General features: G+C 33.0%; 10 protein-coding genes and 4 pseudogenes. 8 read left to right on the plus strand and 6 right to left on the minus strand.

The window, feature by feature from the left end:
• Positions 1-120 precede the first annotated feature (120 nt).
• Positions 121-4,631: pseudogene (locus ABLV95_RS13840) on the plus strand (condensation domain-containing protein); the annotation flags it as partial.
• Between the two features lie 83 nt (positions 4,632-4,714).
• Here the strand turns inward: ABLV95_RS13840 and ABLV95_RS13845 are convergent.
• The 5 genes from ABLV95_RS13845 to fmdA all read right to left on the minus strand — a co-directional run bounded on the left by ABLV95_RS13845 (position 4,715) and on the right by fmdA (position 9,352).
• Positions 4,715-5,407 carry a thioesterase II family protein gene (locus ABLV95_RS13845; protein WP_427705566.1) on the minus strand — a complete coding sequence of 231 codons (693 nt, stop codon included), beginning with the start codon at positions 5,405-5,407 and terminating at the stop codon, positions 4,715-4,717.
• Positions 5,408-5,410: 3 nt separating this feature from the next.
• Positions 5,411-6,697 carry a condensation domain-containing protein gene (locus tag ABLV95_RS13850; RefSeq protein WP_427705564.1) on the minus strand — a complete coding sequence of 429 codons (1,287 nt, stop codon included), beginning with the start codon at positions 6,695-6,697 and terminating at the stop codon, positions 5,411-5,413.
• A gap of 37 nt (positions 6,698-6,734) precedes the next feature.
• Entirely contained in the window at positions 6,735-7,538 is an 804-nt protein-coding gene (locus tag ABLV95_RS13855) for an oxidoreductase (RefSeq protein WP_069816619.1), read from the minus strand.
• Between the two features lie 354 nt (positions 7,539-7,892).
• A complete protein-coding gene (locus ABLV95_RS13860) occupies positions 7,893-8,159 on the minus strand; it encodes an FmdB family zinc ribbon protein (protein WP_069816621.1) in 267 nt (88 codons plus the stop codon).
• Positions 8,159-9,352 carry a formamidase gene (fmdA, locus tag ABLV95_RS13865; protein ID WP_069816623.1) on the minus strand — a complete coding sequence of 398 codons (1,194 nt, stop codon included), beginning with the start codon at positions 9,350-9,352 and terminating at the stop codon, positions 8,159-8,161. The genes ABLV95_RS13860 and fmdA overlap by 1 nt, the downstream gene beginning before the upstream one ends.
• Before the next feature lie 664 nt (positions 9,353-10,016).
• Here fmdA and ABLV95_RS13870 point away from each other — a divergent pair.
• The 6 genes and pseudogenes from ABLV95_RS13870 to ychF all read left to right on the plus strand — a co-directional run bounded on the left by ABLV95_RS13870 (position 10,017) and on the right by ychF (position 18,270).
• Positions 10,017-11,546 carry an NADH dehydrogenase subunit 5 gene (locus ABLV95_RS13870; protein WP_460876006.1) on the plus strand — a complete coding sequence of 510 codons (1,530 nt, stop codon included), beginning with the start codon at positions 10,017-10,019 and terminating at the stop codon, positions 11,544-11,546.
• 1 nt (position 11,547) lies between these two features.
• Positions 11,548-14,177: pseudogene (locus ABLV95_RS13875) on the plus strand (DUF2309 domain-containing protein).
• A 202-nt stretch (positions 14,178-14,379) separates the two neighbouring features.
• Entirely contained in the window at positions 14,380-14,748 is a 369-nt protein-coding gene (locus tag ABLV95_RS13880) for a Na-translocating system protein MpsC family protein (protein WP_002506093.1), read from the plus strand.
• A 1,302-nt stretch (positions 14,749-16,050) separates the two neighbouring features.
• Positions 16,051-16,936, plus strand: a pseudogene (locus tag ABLV95_RS13885) (mechanosensitive ion channel family protein).
• Between the two features lie 21 nt (positions 16,937-16,957).
• On the plus strand, positions 16,958-17,173 hold the full coding sequence (locus tag ABLV95_RS13890; RefSeq protein ID WP_002506091.1) for a DUF951 domain-containing protein: 216 nt from the start codon (positions 16,958-16,960) through the stop codon (positions 17,171-17,173).
• A complete protein-coding gene (gene ychF / locus ABLV95_RS13895) occupies positions 17,173-18,270 on the plus strand; it encodes a redox-regulated ATPase YchF (RefSeq protein ID WP_460876008.1) in 1,098 nt (365 codons plus the stop codon). The genes ABLV95_RS13890 and ychF overlap by 1 nt, the downstream gene beginning before the upstream one ends.
• Positions 18,271-19,250: 980 nt before the next feature.
• Here the strand turns inward: ychF and ABLV95_RS13900 are convergent.
• Positions 19,251-19,983 (minus strand): annotated as a pseudogene (locus ABLV95_RS13900) (GH25 family lysozyme).
• Positions 19,984-20,450: 467 nt separating this feature from the next.
• Between ABLV95_RS13900 and rpsF the strand changes: the two are divergent.
• The gene (gene rpsF, locus ABLV95_RS13905; RefSeq protein WP_002511967.1) at positions 20,451-20,756 is read left to right on the plus strand and encodes a 30S ribosomal protein S6; all 306 of its coding nucleotides are present in this window, start codon (positions 20,451-20,453) and stop codon (positions 20,754-20,756) included.

Below are 20,756 nucleotides of genomic sequence, written 5' to 3' on the forward strand. Positions count from 1 at the left end.
TTACCAAAAATCAAAGTTGAAAGTAAAGTATATGTAGCGCCGACAAACGACATAGAAAGCGCTGTGGCGAAAGCATTTGAAGCAGTATTACATGTGAATCAAGTTAGTATCCATGATAATTTCTTCGAAATGGGAGGGCACTCACTTAAAGCCATTAGTGTAATCAATGAAATTGAACATTGTATTGGGATCAGATTACCATTAAAAATTATCTTTGAGAAACCAACGGTTGCTCAATTAGCTGAGTTTATAAAAAATAGTAAAGACCATAAGAATATTCAAGATATTCCACAAGCTGAAGATAAACCCTCTTATTATGTATCTTCACAACAGAAGAGATTATATGTTTTAAATGAAATGACGGAGGGGCAAACGGCTTACAATATGCCGGGAATACTTGAAATTAAAGGTGACGTAGATATTGAACGTGTACGTTATGCTTTCCAGAGTTTAATTAACCATCATGAAATTTTAAGGACACATTTTGAAGTGTTTGAAGGAGAACCTGTTCAAATTATCAAAGATAGTGTATCTATTAATATAGACTATGAAGAGAAAATGGATATTAATTATGATAATCTCTTAAGTGAATTTGTAAGTCCATTTGACTTAGCACAGGCGCCTCTATTAAGAGTAAAAGTAGTGAAGTATGACGAACAAAAATATCTTTTATTATTTGATATGCACCATATCATTTCTGATGGTTTATCTATCAATATTATTATTAAAGATTTTTCGAGATTGTATCAAAGCGAAACATTAGAAGCATTGAAAATACATTATAAAGACTATAGTGAGTGGATGTGTGAACGTGATTTAAATCAACAACGTGCATTTTGGTTATCACAATTTGAAGAGGAAGCACCTGTTTTAGATTTACCTTATGATTATACTAGACTTAAACAGCAAAGTTTTAAAGGTAGAACAACGTCAATGCACATGCCTAATGAAACTAAGAACGCGATTAGTCAGCTTGCGCAAAAAACTGGTAGTACGGATTACATGATTTTATCGGCATCATTTATGGTATTACTTCATAAATATAGTAGACAAGAAGATATAGTTATTGGTAGTCCAGTCTCCGGAAGAACACATAAACATACCGAAGGTATATTAGGTATGTTTGTTAACACACTAGCAATGAGAGGTTATCCAGAACGAAATAAAACGTTTGAACAATTATTGTCAGAAGTAAAGAACCTTTCTATAAAAGCTTTTGATAATCAAGAATATCCACTCGAAGATTTAGTAGAAGAAGTAGTAGAAAGACGTGATTTAACTCGTAATCCTTTATTCGATGTATTATTCACGTTACAAAATAATGATAATCAAGCATTTGAAATTAATGATTGGTCTGTTGAAGTTAAAGAAGCATCACATACAAATGCGAAATTTGATTTGAGTATGACAATTGAAGAAGATGAAGGATATAAAGTTTCATTAGAATATGCAAGTGAATTATTTAGTGAAGCGACGATAGAGCGTATGTTGAAACACTTTATGGAAGTTTTAGTTGAAATTACAAAGGATTCCTCTCAAAAACTGAGTGAGATTGAGATGATAACTGAAGAAGAAAATGCAGTTATTTTTGATGACTTTAATGATACAGAGGTGAGTTTAAATAATACGGAAACGTTTGTTGAACGTTTTGAAAAGCAAGTGAAAAAAACGCCTCATCAAACAGCGATTACGTATGAAGGCAAACATTTAAGCTATAATGAGTTAAATATCCGTGCGAATCAGCTTGCTTATCAATTAAGAGATGAAGGCGTGGAAGCTGACAGTCTAGTTGGTTTAATTATGGATCGACAACTTGAAACGATTATTAGTATTTATGGAATTTTAAAAGCGGTGGCGCTTATGTTCCAATTGATCCTAATTACCCAATTGACCGCATTAATTATATTTTAGAAGATAGTCAACCGAAGGTTTTACTAACAGATCGAGTATTAGATGAATCTATAAAATATGAAAATAGAGTAATTGATTTAACTAAAGAGACAAAATCAGAAACATTTCCAACTTCTAATTTAAAACAAATTTCAGATAAGTCTAACTTAATGTATGTGATTTATACTTCAGGTACAACTGGAAAACCGAAGGGCGTTATGGCACATAGTGAAGGCGTTATGAACCGTTTGAACTGGGTGATAAATAAATATAATGTTGATGGTGACGATACAATATTATTTAAAACGCCTTATACTTTCGACGTTTCAGTTTGGGAAATATTTGGCTGGGCTATGGCCGGTAGTCAAATTGTTTTACTACCATCTGGAGAAGAAGGTAACCCTGAAAAAATAACTGCATTATTAGAAGATTACGCGGTAACGATGGTTCACTTCGTGCCTTCGATGTTAAATATGTTCGTCAATTTTATTAAATCTACGAACAACTCACAGTCCATTTCGAAATTAAAATATGTTTTAGCTAGTGGCGAAGCATTGAAACCTGAACAAGCTAATGACTTTAATCATTTTATCGGGAATAAAAACAATACTGCCTTACTAAATCTATATGGTCCTACTGAGACAACCGTTGACGTAACAAGTTTTGACTGTGAAAACCATAAGACATATGACTCAATTCCAATCGGTAAACCAATCTCAAATATTCAAGCTTATATTTTAAATGAAGATAATAATATAATGGGTATCGGCGTGCCTGGCGAACTCTGTATTGCGGGCGTGGGTGTCACAGCAGGTTATTTAAACCGTCCTGAATTAACACAAGAGAAATTTATTGATAACCCGTTTGGGGAAGGTAAATTATATCGTACGGGAGATTTAGCGAAATGGAATGCCGACGGCAATATTAGTTATATAGGTCGTATAGATGAACAAGTTAAAATACGTGGTTATCGTATTGAATTGGGCGAAATTGAAAGTGTTTTAAGACAACAGGCTCATATCATTGATGTAGCGGTTGTTGCGACAACGATGGTTGGAAATGAATTATCTATTTGTGCGTATTTAGTATCAGATGACACACTTGATTTTAGATCTCTAAAAACATCTTTAGGTCAAAAGTTACCAGATTATATGATACCAGCATATATGACACAACTTGATAAACTACCAGTAACTTCAAATGGAAAGCTGAATAAAAAAGCTTTACCAAAAATCAAAGTTGAAAGTAAAGTATATGTAGCGCCGACAAACGACATGGAAAGCGCTGTGGCGAAAGCATTTGAAGCAGTATTACATGTAAATCAAGTTAGTATCCATGATAATTTCTTCGAAATGGGCGGAGATTCACTTAAAGCCATAAAGTTAACATCGTTAATATCTAAATTATATAATATATCAATTAAAGATATCTTTGAATTACAGACAGTGGAATCTATAAGTAAAGCATTGATTGAACGTGAAGAAATGAATGTAATGACAAAATTAGATGCATTAAAATTTCCGAATGTTAAGAATGAACATCATTTAAATAGTGATTTTATATCAGAAATCAATGATTACAAAGTGCAAAGTAACGAAAATTATAAATTCATTGATAAAGATGTCGTTAAATCTAACAAACAAATATTATTGACAGGCGCTACAGGTTACTTAGGTATCCATATATTAAAAGATTTATTAGAACGTAAAGATTTAATTATTCATGTGTTAGTGAGAAATAATAAAAAAATAAGCGGTGAGAGCAAATTAAATAACAATTGGTCCTATTACTTTAATTCTCAATTAAAAACAGAAGATTTGAACCGTATTCATTTTGTAGAGGGCGATATTGAATCAAAATATTTAGGTTTTTCTAATAGTAATTATGATTATTTAGTAAATAATATAGATATTATTATAAATGCAGCAGCAAATGTAAATCATTTTGCGACAGAAGAATCTTCTTATAACACAAATGTTAAATCAATCCACAATTTAATATCTTTTGCGAAAGACAAAAAGAAAAAAGAAATTCACCATATGTCTACAATTAGCGTAGCTTCAGGTAGCGTAGAGGATAAAAATAGTATTACTTTTTCTGAATATGATGTAGATATTTCTCAAAAACCAAATAATATCTATATTGATGGTAAGATAGAAGCTGAAAAATTACTTATTGCTTATCGTGAAGAAGGTATTGAGACAAATATTTATAGACTAGGTAATTTACAATGTGACTCTAGAACAGGAATTTTTCAAAAAAATGAAGAAAACAATGCTTTTTATAGTGTCATAAAATCATTTAAGATGTTCCAGAAGTTTCCAAGGCTCGAAGATGATGACTTAGAATTCACTCATGTTGACCAAGTCGCACAAGCATGTAATAAATTAATATTGAATGATCAATTAAGCAATGAAATCCATCACATTTATAACAACAAGCGCTTATCACTCCAGAAATTAATGGAAGTATATAATGCGAATAACCATTATATAGAAGCTGTTTATTGGGATGCCTTTTTAGATCACTTAATGGAATGTATAGACCTTGGAGTAATGAGCGATGAAGTCAATGCGTTCTTACTTCACACAGGTATCTTAGACAATACATTATTTAATAAAGTACATTTCGAAATTTTAGATTATAAAACTAATTTCATACTGGAAAAATTAAATTTCCAGTGGGAACCAACAAGTGAAAACACATTAGATATAATGATTAATCATACAAAAAATAATTTCTAAAAAAATGAGGTAGCAAATTTTATTTTGCTACCTCATTTTTATTTTTAACGTATGAATAAACTTTGGAAATTAAAAGCGGTTTAATTTAAAACTAATTTTATTTCTTCGCTTAATTGGTCGTAAGCATCAGTAATAAATAAGTGACTTCCTTGAAAGAATTTATATTCTACATGTTCACTTGTTAGATTCGACCATTTGTACAAAGTATGATTAGCTATAGTGTCATTTTCACCTACAAATATAGAAAGTGTAGTATTCATTTTCTTCTTCTCATAACTATTATGATAGTTATCTATTGCGAGAAAATCGTTTTTAAGAGCAGGTTCAACAATTTCCCATAATTCCTCGTGATTCAAGACTTCTTCAGGAGTATCACCTTTATCTTTTATAAACTTTTTAAATTCAAAATCACTCATATTATTTATATTATTATGCTTAGCATATCCAATAGGTTCACAAGCACAAAGAATCATATGGCTAGGAAGAATATGATGAGATTTATGTAATCTAAAGTAAATTTCATAAGCCAAGATGGCTCCTAAACTGTAACCTAATATTATATATTGTTCAGGCTTTTCTTTAATAATTTGATTGGTTAAATCATCGACCATATCTTCAATTGTGAGAAGAGGTTGCTCATTTAACCTTTCTCCATGACCTGGAAGTTCTAAGGATTTTAAATCAATATCCTTGTGAAGCTTATTCTTTAGAGGGTAAAATATAAATTTATTCCCTCCTGCAAATGGGATGCAAAACAAAGTAACGTTCATCATAAATTATCGACCGCTTTTAAAAGTAACAACTTCTATGTCGTTTAAACGTGCGTGCGGGTTATTATAAAATTGAACTAAAATATCTACTAAACTATAATGGATTTGTTCAATATCTTTCTCGGTTAAGTAGCATGTACTGAAGTCATAATCGATATGCAATGTATTATCATTATTTCTATTACTAATATTCATATTTAATTTGTTGTAAAGGTTTGCTTCATTTAATAACCATTCCTCTTTAAACCCTTCTTTTGTAATTTCATTATCATATTGCATATTATGATATGAAATAGCAAAGTCAGCCAAGCTCGGTACATCTTTCTCTTTGTTTTGTTCTATCAATACTGTTGTAGGTAATTTTCTATGTTTTAGTAATTTGAAGTTTTCTTTTTTAACTAAGTTTATAAAACTTTCAACAGATTGCTCAGGATTTAATTCAACGATTAATGGCAGTGCTTTTGTGAACAAACCACAAGTCTCTTTTTCGATGTTACTACTTCTATTATGTACCATCAAACCAATTGAATTTTGATTCTTATTTGATAATTTACTAATATATAAATGCATCAAAGACATAAATAGTGTACTAATACTAATAGAATAATCACTACACATTTTATGAATCAACTTAAATTCGTATTCATTAAGAGAATAAGTTTCTCTTAATGATTTATAATCTAAATTTTGTAATTTTGTTAAAAAATCAGTCATTTCATAGTTGGATATTGTATTAAACCAATAGTTCTTATCGATTTCAAAACGGCGAGAATTTAAGTATTTTTGGTCATCATTAGCGATATCTAAATAAGAATAAGTATTAGGTTCCACATCATGACCAATCAGAATTTTTGCGACATAGTTAACAGAATGAGTTATGCTCCATGCGTCAGTAATAGCATGGTGGTGTGTGAAGAAAACAGAATGCTTTCCATCGGGGTTTTTTACAATTGTAAAGTCGTATAAATCGCTATTTAATTCAAATAAGCATTTATTTTTTTGTTGATCAATCCAAGCGTTATATTGAGCTTCGTCTGTAAATTCAACTACTGGGAAGTATTGGAAATTAAATGGTTGTAAAGATTGTTTTAGTTCACCTGATTCATTAATTATATGAATTCTATATGCATCAAAATTTTCAACAAGCTTATTTAATGCATTATTTATAGCATCATAAGAATAAGTGTTTTCGATATATAATAAATTAGAAAGATTAGAAATGCTTGTATTAGGTTGTGATAACTCCAACATTGCATAATGATTTTGGGCAAAAGTTAGATTTGCAGTGGACATTTAAATTCGCTCCTGTCATAAATTATTTAGATATCTATTATTTGATAATAAAATTATATAGCTTAACTGGTAAAACTGCATGTAAAAAAATAGAGGTCTTAGCAAGGAAACCGACAATATATCGTGGTTTTACAATGCGTCTTTCTATTGAATTAGTGATAACTTTAGCTACAGCGGAAGGAGGATAAAATAAATTAAGTGAATTTAACTTGATCATTGTATTTGCCAGTGTTAAAGCTTTTTCTTCATAGATTCCTCCTTTAGCAGATGATTTAAGATTTTGAGCTGTAATCGTAGACCATTCTGTTTTTATACCACCTGGTTGGATAACGATAACGTCTATGCCAAAATCAGAAAGTTCTAAACGTAAGCTTTCGGTGTATCCCTCTAATGCATGTTTAGAAGCATGGTACCAAGTACCTAGATAATTAGGTATACGTCCACCGATTGATGATATGTTTACAATTTTCCCTGCTTTTTGTTCGCGCATGGAAGGTATAACAGCTCTTGTTATCTCAGATAGTCCGAATAGGTTTACATCGAACTGTCTTTTCGCTTCTTCAATAGACACGTCCTCAATAGCACCATATGACCCATATCCAGCATTATTTATTAAAATGTTTATATGCCCTTCTTGGTTTAAAATATGGTTAACTACTTCTTTAATCGCATCATAATCTGTTATATCCAGCTTCATTATTTTGACATTATATGCTGATAAACCTTGCATTTTCTTTGTGTTTCTTGCAAGAGCATAAACGCGATAGTCTTTTTTAGCTAACATTTTAGCTGTTTCAAAACCAATTCCGCTACTTGCTCCTGTGACTATAGCAACTTTCATTAAAACCAGCCCCCTTTGTTTTTTAAATAAAAAGATTAAGTAAGTTGAATATAAATATATTGCTTATTTTATAAATATATCACAAATTATACTTTTATTAAAAAAATAGCTTCTCTTTAGTTTTATTAAAATTGTTAACAAAATATTAATTTTATCTACTAAAAGTTAAATTAATATTTTTTTGTTGATTATTGTCATTGTGCTTTTTAAGGATGGTTAATGAAATTAGAGGGAAGGAAGCAATGTCATATATTGAGTCGGTGAAGTGAAGGCTGAAGTGTAAAAATCCATCATTGCTTTATGATTATAAGCAATGATGGATTAGAGTGTTAGTAATACTATTAAATATTTAGATTAATGGCCGGCCATCCAAGGTCTGGCAGTGTTTGTGATTGTTTGATTTTTTTGTGGTAATTTATCTTTAGTGACTACTTTTGGTTTTTGTCCTTGTTCGATGCGTTTTTTTAACTTTGAGTCCATTCCATAAGTTTGAAAAGCAGTATATACACGTTTAGATAAATGGCCACATGCGGGACATGAAACGTTATCGTGTGTGTCATTCATAGATTGACGAATTGTAAATTCATCACAGTTTGGACATACATATGTGTAGTTTGGCATTATTCATCAGGCTCCAATTCGGGTAAAATATCGCCCTTGAATATTTCCCGGGGAATGGCAATGGTACAACAGGCATTAGGGACATCGACAATACCGGCTACGGTGCCTTGAACAGGTGCTGATCCTAGTAACATATAGGCTTGTTCACCTGTAAAACCACGCGTTTTTAAGAATTCAATTGCATTTAAACAAGCATTCCGATAAGCAGTGTTTGCATCTAAGTATGTTTGGTCTCCGTTAAATTCATTAACTGAAATACCTTCAAAAACAATATAGTCTGTATAATTTGGCATAACAGGGCCGGGTTTAAATGCAGGATTTTTCTTGATTTGGTATTTCTCCATCCCATTTTTAATTACGTTTACGCGTAATTCAATCCAACCTGGCATTTCAATTCCACCGCAAAAAGTGATTTCACCATCTCCTTGAGAGAAGTGTAAATCTCCTACAGACAGTTTGGCGCCATCAACGAATACAGGAAAATAAATACGAGAACCTTTTGATAAATTTTTAATGTCACAATTGCCTCCATTTTCTCTTGGAGGCACTGTTCTTGCACCTTCTTTTGCTACACGTTCAAAATCATTTCCTTTAAGATCACCTAGTACGACTGCATCAGTTTCGGGTAAGTTAGCTAATACAGGTTCACGATTAGGGTCAGTATCGACCAACGCTTGTTCACGTCGATTCCATTCATCAAGCATGTCTTGTGAAGGTGCGACACCGATTAATCCTGGATGAATAATACCAGCAAATTCAACGCCAGGGATATGACGACTCGTAGCGTATATCCCATTGAAATCCCAAATTGATTTTTGAGCATTTGGATAATGATCTACTAAAAAACTTCCGCCATTCGTTTTATCAAAAATACCGTTAAAACCCCATTCGTGTTCTGGGAATGTACCTATGTCTAGTATATCTACGACTAATAAATCACCAGGTTCAACACCATTGATGTGAACAGGTCCACTTAATACATGCACACGGTTTAAATTAACGTGTTTGATATCACTTGCATCATCGTTATTGGAAATTTGTCCATCTGTCCAATCTAAACATTCCATACGAAATGATTCACCAAGTTCTACTGAAAAAGCTGCTGGAATATCTGGGTGCCATCGGTTATGTCCAGGGTGATCTTGTTGGTCCATTTTCTTACTTAAATCAATATTGAATAACTTTTTTGGCATAATAAGCATCCTCCTACTTAATTTAAATAGATAAAATGTGACTGTATCATATGTTGAATAAATAATAACACAAAATGTGTAAAATTATAATTAAATTGAGTGGATGGATAAATAAGAAAAGAGAAAGTTAAAAACTAAGAAAGTATATAGCAAAGAAGGAATGTTATTTTAATTATTAATAGCGTGTTTTAAGCTGTATATATAATTATTAAAAGCATTGTTAAATTCATTATAGAAGTTTGTGTTTCTTGACAATCACGAATAATAAGTATATGTTTGTAATATTAAATAAAAATAAATATAGTCGTTGAATACTGCTTTTTTCACGATATTAAAGCTTTAGCAAGCTGTTAATAATCATATTGGCAAATTGAAAAAGTGTACGAATAGTGTTGAAAAGTTAAAATCATCCGTCATATAAGATTAAATGTAATATTTTTAGATTATAAAATTCATAAACATTTATACATATAAGGTAGCAAAGCAAATCACTTCGTTAAAAAGTGCGTTGCAATGAAGCCGACAATTGTAATAAACCGTCCGTGGTTTATTGTATATTGTCGGCTTTTTTTAATGGGAAAATAACTGAACATACTAAGTTATACATAAAAGTAGCTTGATTTTGTAACACTAAAATTAATGTAAAAAGAAAGGAGAATCCAATATGTTCACATCGCTTAATGTATCAATACTGTTAATAATATTTTTCATCACTGTTATTGTTTCTGTATTGAGTGGCATCATGTTTTTAAATTCACGCATACCATTGGCGTATGTGCGCATACATATATTTTTAGTGGCTTTACCACCACTTGTAGCATTTATCGGACTTATAGGCGCACCGAAAAATATAGAAGTAGGATTTTGGTATTCGGATTTTCTAGCATGGTTAATGGCCTTTTTCGTTTTAGTCATAGGCTTAATCATTCAACGTTATTGTGTACAGTATCTAATGGGCGATCGAAGTTATAGAAAGTACTTCACTTTATTTACAATTACCACTAGTTTTGCCGCAATGGCTTGGTTAACAGGTGATTTGCGTATTATGGTGATCAGTTGGGGCGTAACGTTACTTGGTTTAACGCTATTAATTAGCTTAACAAGCGCTTGGAAAGTGACAAGAGCTGCTGCAAAAGTAACCGGTAAATTGTTTTTGTTAAGTTGGCTAGCATTATTGTTGGCGGTAGTGTGGATTGCATTATTAACTGGTGAATGGCAATATACCTCGATTTTCACAGCTACAAATTTAGCTCAAATTAATGCGTGGGAAAGTTTTGGTATTAATATGCTCATTATATTAGCAGTTATGGTGCCAGCTGCACAGTTTCCATTTCAAAGATGGTTAATAGAATCAGTCATGACACCAACACCGGTGTCGGCGATTATGCATGCAGGTATTGTGAATGCGGGTAGTATCATATTGGCGAGATTTTCACCGATATTTAATGGTGACATTGCAACATTCGTATTGTTATTGTTTGCCAGTATTTCTGTACTGATTGGTGCGGGTATAAGTTTAGTGCATGTAGATTATAAACGCCTTTTAGTAGGATCTACAATTGGACAAATGGGCTTTATGTTAATCCAGTGCGCAATGGGTGCATACATTCCTGCGATTATCCATTTGATTTTACATGGTTTATTTAAAGCAACGCTCTTCTTACGCTCTGGTTCGGCGGTGCGTCACTTTAATGTACCAAGACGTGCTAGTGAGAGAATGTCATATTTATGGATTATATCAGGTCGTGTATTAGCTTTGGCTATTGGTTTAGGTTTTTGGCTTACATCTCCTGGTGAAGGCTATCGTTTAGTGAGTGGCCTCATCTTAGCTTGGTCATTATCGGTATCATGGACACAACTTGTTGCATTTGGAGAAGGGAAATTCGGACGTATCATGGGATTATTGATACTCATTGTCGTTGGCTCAGTATACTTTATCGTTCATCACTTCTTCGCTAGCGCCTTACATACGATGACTTTCAATAGTGTTCAACCACCTATGCTTGTCGTTGTAATTGTAGCTTTAATGCTCTTGATTGGTAGTTTAATGAGTACATGGGTCGCACGTAATCGTTCATCGGTCGCATTTTCAATATTATATATGTGGCTTGTACGTATTGGGGATGCAAAAGCTGACACTGTAGAACGTCATCCAAACTACCTTAAAACATATTTAACAAAAGGAGGACACTAAAATGGGGGAAGCAAATAGAGAGACAGACTATGTTTCACAAAACAATCCTAATGATATTCGAACATTAATTGATGCTTGCAAGTAAGGTTATTGTCCCGTTATCGCCCATTTCAGTGTTTGCGGCAAGAAGTCCGTGGTCTGGGTTAGAGGATAAAACATTTGATGAAGTTGCACATTGGCTTAAACAAGTGCGAGAAGTAGATATTTATCCTGCGATAGCAAGTATATTAGAAGCTAAGAAACAGGGCGAAATAGACGAGCGTAAGATAGAGGAACAATTCCAACAGTGGTTGGAGCAAGCGTCATTAGCAATACCAAGAGAAAATGCAATGGAATATGGGCGTAATGCTTTAAAATTACATCCTTTAAAATCTAATCATCATGTACAAGGGCAAGTCGATGCATTGGCACAACAGTTAGAGGATTTAGATTTATCAAGTGATGTCAAAAGCTCAACGCCGTTATTGTCTACGTATGTAATGGATGAAAATAATAAAAAATTAATCGATACAGTGGATTATCACGTTATTAAGTGGTGTAAGTTATTTGTTGATGATGCACAATCAGGGTGGACAATGCCCCATCGTGAAAAAGGATTATTCTATTCTTGGAAACGTTTAATCCAATATGATCCAGCGTTAACGAAAGCTCAACGTGCCCGGTTAAAGACTTTACCTGATGATGCTGAGTCATTAATTAGAGCCACATTGTTAAAATTAGGTATTGCTGAGGCAGACACGCAAAATTATTTAGAGAATCATTTATTATCATTACCAGGTTGGGCAGGTATGATGCTATGGCGAGCATGAAAATAATAGTAAAATGGAGTCGTTGTTATTAGATTACCTTGCGCTTCGTTTAGGCATGGAGTGGGTAATCATGGAACCGTATTTATCAGACTTACCTACAAATGATACATCAGCGAATCAATCTATTTCATTAGCGGATTGCATTTTGTCATGGATGCAATGGGGCGGTTTTACGGCACAACAATGGGACAAATTAACAACGCAAGAACAACAGCAACATGTGTTATTTGCCGTTCAGTTTAATGATCAATTACGTCGTAAATTATTGTTAGAGGCTTGGGAAGCAACTTATAATCAGCAATTAAGAAAGATTATTGCGCCTGAAAAGCAAGTGTTGGTGGAGAATGACACGCCACTTGCACAAATGGCATTTTGTATAGATGTACGTTCTGAGCCATTTCGTAAACAAATTGAAGCAGCAGGTCCCTTTGAAACGATAGGTATTGCAGGGTTCTTTGGTTTGCCGATTGCCAAAAATGAACTTGGAAATCAACATAGCCATCCATCTTTACCTGTAATGAATAAGCCACAGCATAAAATTAAAGAATATACACAGGAAAAAGAACCAACTATTTTCCGACAACGTAAGCATGTACTTGAATCGGTCACTTATACGTTTAAGAAAATGAAACAAAACGTGTTGCCTAGTTTACTATTACCAGAACTCAGTGGTCCGTGGTTAACACTACAAACATTTACACGCAGTTTTATACCAAATCGTGTAGGCAACGTGATTCGCAAGTTCTATGCAGGTTGGTTGCAAAAGCCAGAAGATACAGCACTTACGCTTAATCATCATCATCGTAGAGAAGATGGTTTGCCTGTAGGGTTTACAAAAGATGAGCAGTTAAATTATACACGCCAAGCGCTACGCTTAATGGATTTAACGACAGACTTTTCACCTTTAGTTGTTATGTGTGGTCATGGTAGTCAAAGCGCGAATAATCCGTATGCTGCCTCGTTAGATTGTGGTGCATGTGGTGGTGCGGCAAGTGGTTTTAATGGCAAAGTATTAGCACAGTTGTGTAATTTGCCAGAAGTGAGACAAGGGCTAGCACACGATGGTATTGAAATTCCGGAAACGACCGTATTTGCAGCTGCAGAACATCAGACTTCTGTGGATACATTAGAGTGGGTTTATGTACCAGAATTACCAGAAGTGGCACAAAAAGCTTATGATGCTATTGAAGCGACAATGCCTAACGTCAGCTATTATGCTAATGAACAACGCTTAGAACAATTACCAAATAATAATGTAACGAAGAAAAATCCTGTCAATGAAGCGCATCGCTTATCAAATGATTGGAGCGAGATAAGACCAGAGTGGGGATTAGCTAAAAATGCTGCCTTTATTATTGGACAACGTGAGCTAACAAAGCACAGTGACTTACAAGGCAGAGCATTTTTGCATAATTATGATTGGAAAAACGACCAAGATGGTAGTATATTAGCCAATATTATTGGTGGGCACGCAGTTGTAGCACAATGGATTAACTTACAATACTATGCTTCTACAGTTGCGCCACATTATTATGGTAGTGGTAGTAAAACAACACAAACTGTGACAGGCGGCATTGGTGTTATGCAAGGGAATGCGAGTGACTTGTTAACAGGCTTACCTTGGCAATCCGTGATGTCGTCAGATGATAAAATGTACCATTCACCTATACGTTTACTTGTAGTGATCCAAGCTCCTGAAAACTTTGTGAAAGAACGATTAGAAGCGGATAAAGCATTCCAACAAAAAGTACAAAACGGTTGGGTGAGATTAGCAACGATTGATGAAGATGGCCAATGGCATGACTGGTCAACGGATTATTAAGCTATATTTAAATGTCATGTCATTAAAAATCTATGAGCATATTGATATCTTATCGTACTTAATTTATTAAATAAAATATAAATGATTTCCCGGGTGATATTGTAGAACTGTGGAGAAAAGTATGCAAAAATGATAATGTTATCTTTATTCAAATAATAATCTAACTTAACCTCATTTTGGTTCTACAGGAGATGCATACTAAATGAAAACAACCAAAGGCACTTACGAGTCTGAAATCAGCAAAGCAATTACACAATGGGAAAAAGACTTCCTTGGCCGTGGCTCTCTTTCTGTAAAAACAGATATATTGCGCGATATGATTATTGTGAGTTTACAAGGTGTATTAACACAAGCAGAGTATAAAGTTTGTGAAACGAACGAAGGGCTAGTAACAATTAAAAGAACACGCTCAAAACTCGTGGAATCAGGTATTGAAGCACTCGATGACATTGTATTATCCATTACTGGTGAAGAAGTCAAAGGCTTTCATACTGATTTAAGTTCTCGTACAGGTGAACGTGTGATGATTTTTAAACTTCATAATGACCTTGAAAAACAAATTGCTGAATAGAAAAATTCACAGTATTTATTAATGAAAATTAAATTCTAGAATTTTAAAAAGCCTAATCAATTTCCGAATAGAAGTTGATTAGGCTTTTTAATATTGTAATTAAAGTATTTTTGGCAAAACAAGCACTTACCGATGTAAGGCTCAGTAAGTGCTTGTTAATTATAGGAATTCAGAAGAACCGTTTACTTAAAAATGACTATCATCATATATATATATATTTGGGTGTTAAAGAATCATAATCTTTAATTAGAGTTCTTAAGCGTTAACGTTTTGTTCTTATAATGGTAAAATACTTGATACTAAATCTAAAATTGTTTGTACGATATCTCCTAGCATAATACCCCTCCTTATAAAAGTTATGTAATCTCATAGTTCAAGACGTTATACAAAGTGTAAAATTGTCTCAATCTAAATTTACGAGGATTATTTTAAAAGTGATTTGAAGATGAGTTCAACGATGTTTTCGATCATTTCAATTCCCTCCTTCATAAATGCTATCTTGTAATTACTATTCTACTTGGTCTAATACTAAGTTTAGGATTTGTTCTACTAGAGTTGCTAACATTGTATGCACCCCCTTTATCTGAATATTATAATAAATACATTTAAATTTGGTGGAAATTCCCCAAGTGTCTAAATTTAATGCGTAAGTGTTAATATGTTAAATTTATTGTAATTTTATATAAATTTAGTTGTATTTTAAATATTATAAAAAGATGTTGATTAATTTTTAATATGTTTAAATAGTACTACATACATTTGAGAGGTAGTGAATATGACTTGTTTAAAAATTTATACAAAAAACTTAAAAAACACTTGAATTTTGTGAGTATTTGGTAGTATAATTTTAAATTGGGTGTTAAAGAATCATAATTTTTAATTATGGTTCTTTTTCTTTTGCCATTTTTTAAGTTATTTAGGCTATCTTACGCCTAAGAATAAGATTAAAGGTATACATAAAAGTTAAATTAATAATAAAATTTCAATCTATGCGACACTAGTCTATTTGTAGAAATATTCCGTGAATCTAGTGATGATTGATATAAAGCTTCATTAAACGCCTCATTTTAAATCTTAATTACAGAATAAGGTTTAAAACTATCCTTCTAGATACATTTTTAATAAACTATATAAGTCTATAATTATTTTAATGAGAGAAAATAGTTATGTATTTGTAAGGATATACTCAGATAGTTCTTAATTATAAAATAGCTTATGAAATTAAAGCTGAAGTTGGATTTATTTCATAGAAAAATTGCTTATAATAGAATGGTATAGAGTATGACTAAGGAGGAAGTGTAGTTGGATCAAATTAAAAGTATCCTTTATTCGTTAATTGAACCGTTAACGAAGCCAGAGACATATCAAACGTTGATATCGAATGTTATTATGATTTTTGTTTATATCATTGTGGCTTGGATTGTCCTACGTTTCATAAATAAAGCGATAGCACAATTCTTTAAAATACAAAATAGAGGTAAAAAAGCGAATAAAAAACGTTCCAAAACTTTAATAGCATTAGTTCAAAACGTAGTAGCATATGTGGTATGGTTTATAGTATTGACTACAATTTTAAGTAAGTTTGGTATAAGCGTTGGAGGCATTATTGCCAGTGCTTGGTGTTGTTGGTTTAGCAGTTGGTTTCGGCGCACAAACAATTGTTAAAGATATTATCACAGGTTTCTTCATTATTTTTGAAAATCAATTTGATGTAGGAGATTATGTTAAAATCAATAGTAGTGGTACTACCGTTGCAGAAGGCACAGTACAGTCCATTGGTTTGCGTTCGATGCGAATTAATACGATTACAGGTGAGTTAACAACATTACCTAATGGTAGTGTTGGTGAAATTACAAACTATTCAGTAACGAATGGTGAGTCAATGGTAGAAATACCAGTTTCCGTAGAAGAAGATATAGATAAAGTAGAAGAGATATTAGTCGAACATTTTGAAACAATGCGTTCTAAATATTACTTATTTATATCAAATCCAGAAGTGGTTGGTATTAATTCCATTACAAGAGATGAAATTACATTGTGGATTTCTGCTGAAACGATACCTGGAGAAGGATTTTCAGGTGCACGTATTTTAAGAAAAGAGATTTTAAAAGTATTTAAACAGCATGAGATTCAAATACCGAAACCTATGATGGTGCAATACGATGCGAATCAACAAAATAATGCATAAGATGTTCGGAGGTGTGACAGAATGACATCAAATTACGGTTTAAATGATATTGTAGAGATGAAAAAACAACATGCATGTGGCACGAATTGTTTTAAAATCATTCGTGTAGGTGCAGACATCCGAATAAAATGTGAAAACTGTCAAAGAAGTATTATGATCCCAAGACAAACTTTTAATAAAAAACTAAAAAAAATCTTAGTGTCTCATCAAGATACTGAAAATAAGGAGAATGAATAATGGCTTTAACAGCAGGTATAGTTGGTTTGCCCAACGTAGGTAAGTCTACACTTTTCAATGCAATCACAAAAGCAGGTGCACTGGCAGCGAATTATCCTTTCGCGACAATCGATCCTAACGTAGGTATCGTAGAAGTACCAGACAGCAGATTAGATAAATTAACAGAAATGGTACAACCAAAGAAAACAATTCCAACAACATTTGAATTCACAGATATCGGCGGAATCGTTAAAGGGGCTTCTAAAGGTGAAGGACTTGGTAATAAATTCTTATCACATATTCGAGAAGTAGATGCAATTTGCCAAGTGGTACGTGCATTTGACGATGATAATGTGACACACGTTTCAGGACGCGTAGACCCAGTTGATGATATCGAAGTAATTAATATGGAATTAGTATTGGCAGATTTAGAATCTGTTGAAAAACGTTTGCCAAAAGCCGAAAAAATGGCGAAACAAAAAGATAAAGATGCAGTGAATGAAGCACGCATTTTAGCAAGAATTAAGGAAGCATTAGAAGAAGGAAATCCTGTTCGTAGCCTTGAATTTAATGACGACGATCAAAAATTTGTGAATCAAGCACAGTTATTAACTTCTAAAGAAATGTTATATATTGCAAACGTGGGCGAAGATGAAATTGGCGATGAAGATAATGAAAAAGTTAAATTAATTCGTGAGTATGCGAGCAAAGAAGATTCAGAAGTTATCGTAATTAGCGCTAAGATCGAAGAAGAAATTGCAACGCTTGAAGATGAAGATAGAGAAATGTTCTTAGAAGACTTAGGTATTGAAGAGCCTGGTTTAGATCGTTTAATTCGTACAACATACGACTTACTTGGTTTAGCAACTTACTTTACTGCAGGTGTTCAAGAAGTACGTGCATGGACGTTCATCTCTGGTATGACAGCGCCACAGTGTGCGGGTATTATTCATACAGACTTTGAGCGTGGTTTTATCCGTGCCGAAGTAACAAGCTACGATGATTACGTTGAATTCAATGGTGAAAATGGTGCCAAAGATGCTGGGAAACAGCGTTTAGAAGGTAAAGAATATATTATGAAAGATGGCGACGTCGTACACTTTAGATTTAACGTGTAAGATAAGCACGGAGCCTTCTCATTACAGAATAGTGATGAGAAGGCTTTTTTATTTTAGCTAAAACTACAATGTGTATTTATGTAGAATTTTACACAATTGTATAAATGTAAAATAAAGAACGGGGCGATGGACTATTCAGTAAATATAAATGCAATCAATTCAGTTGTGCATTAAATAATTATGTTATGTAAAATTAAAGTTAACTTTTAGTAAAAATATTATTTTCCTCCACAAAATGATTTTATTGAAAATTATTTTATGTTAGTCTGTATTTAGACACTTCAAGGGGGTGCATCATATGTTAGCAGATCTAGTTGAACAAATTCTTGGATTAATCCTTGATCAAGTTGAATAGTAAAAATACAGTGAGTAGGTTTATGTGATGGGAGGGGCTCGATTATGATAGAAAATATTGTCGAACTAATTTTTAAAGCATTACTTAAATAATACGAGGTATTTTGTGTAACATTTATATTTTAAGTGTCACTTAAATTAAACAGTTAGAATAACAACATTCGATGTTTAGAATTAGGAGGCGTTACTATGTTAGGCGAATTATTACAAACAGTATTAGACTTAGTATCAAGCATCTTACCAGTATAAAATTACCTAGAAGTACCCTAATTAAAGATTATGATTCTTTAACACCCAATCAAAATACATTTATATTTAACGACTTATAACGTTGAATATAAATATATAAGAGGCCGGACAACCAATCGTGTTGTTTGGCCTTTTTTCTTACCATAAAATTATGGCATACGATGTTAACATTTTAAAAAAGACAATCCCTGTAATAGAGATTGTCCTTGAGTGCCAACAAATTCTTTGCCTTTGTTGTCATTTATTTGTGCATTATTTCCACGGGCACAGCCTCAACCTGTAATCTTCGACTAGTGCTTTATTAAAGAGCCAGGAGTCGCGGCCCAAATCGTTGACGTTATTTAAATGATCCTCATATATTTTGAAAGTATATGAATTTAAGATGTAAACCATGATGTATCGACACCTGGGCCAGTATAGTTTGCATCGACATTTTGGTCTAATTCTGGTGATGCGTAACTATCAGTATATTGCCATAAAACGTGTTCACTAGCGGGTTGATCAGGATTGTAATTGGCAATCCAATAACCATCATATTCACCGACAGATTCTGAAGCATGTTCCTTCATGAAATTTTCATATGAATAGAATAATACTTTCTTGTTGCCAGCTAAACTTTTCATTTCATCATACCATGCAGATGTACTTTCTTCTGTAGTACCCGAAGTGACTGTATCTTGTTCAAAGTCATTGATGTAAAAGCTAGCTTTAGGTGCACGGTTGTATAACGTTTGCGCTTCGTAGCGTGCATCTTCAGGATTTTCATACATACTATAAGAATATACGCCAAAGTCCAAATCGTGTTTGTCTAATAAAGCTGAATTGTGTTCTAATGATGCATCCACTTTTTCAGAACCATATTGAGCACGAATAATGATGAAGTCGTAATTAGCTTTAAGGTCTATAACTTCTTGTTCTGTTAAGTCACCTTGCCATTCTGAAATATCTAGAACACGTTCGCCAGATTGTGTTGTGCTTGCTTCAGACTGTACCTCATTTGAACTTTGTTTGGATGATTTTTCAGGGTGTTTTTCAATGTATTGTTGATAGCCATACCCCATCGTTCCTTTTTGGTTTGATGTATCTCCAGCGGCGTGTGCTTGCGTTCATTGCTAACGTTGATGCAAATAATACACTTGCAGTGACTAAACCTTTTTTGATTACTGAAACCATAATATGCTCCTTTGTATGTAATTAATATTTTGAAAATGCTAGGTGCTAAATAAGGTTATAATTATAAAAAACGAACTCAGATTGTATGCTATTAGAATTAAAAAGATTTAGCAACCATATATTTTATGGAATCAATTTTTTATTAAGATTAATTTTATTTAGAATTTAAAAAATGAAAGTCAGCATAAAGCGTTTTGCAAGAAACTTTTGAAAGGCATTTTATTGTGACTGTACAGCATGTTTCATATGAAACATTTTGATAAATTTTAGATTATAGCAGTGTAATAACCATTGTAAAATGTAATGCGCTGTGCTATAATTCTTGATTGTGAGTAATGAAAATTATTCCTTGCTTATCACATATGATGATGAGCCGCATAGACCACAAGGAGGTGCAATTATAAATGAGAACATATGAAGTTATGTACATCGTTCGTCCGAACATTGAAGAAGATGCTAAAAAAGCTGTTGTTGAACGTTTCAACGGTATTTTATCTTCTAACGGATCAGAGGCTTTAGAAGTTAAAGATTGGGGTAAACGTCGTTTAGCTTATGAAATTAATGATTTCAGTGAAGGTTATTACAACTTAGTACGTATCCAAGCTGAAGACAATGAAGCTACTGATGAATTCCAACGTTTAGCTAAAATCAACGATGATATCATCCGTTATATCGTAATTCGTGCAGACGAAGATAAGACTAAAAAATAA

The organism is Staphylococcus sp. Mo2-1 (assembly GCF_046721385.1).
GTDB classification, from domain to species: domain Bacteria; phylum Bacillota; class Bacilli; order Staphylococcales; family Staphylococcaceae; genus Staphylococcus; species Staphylococcus equorum_A.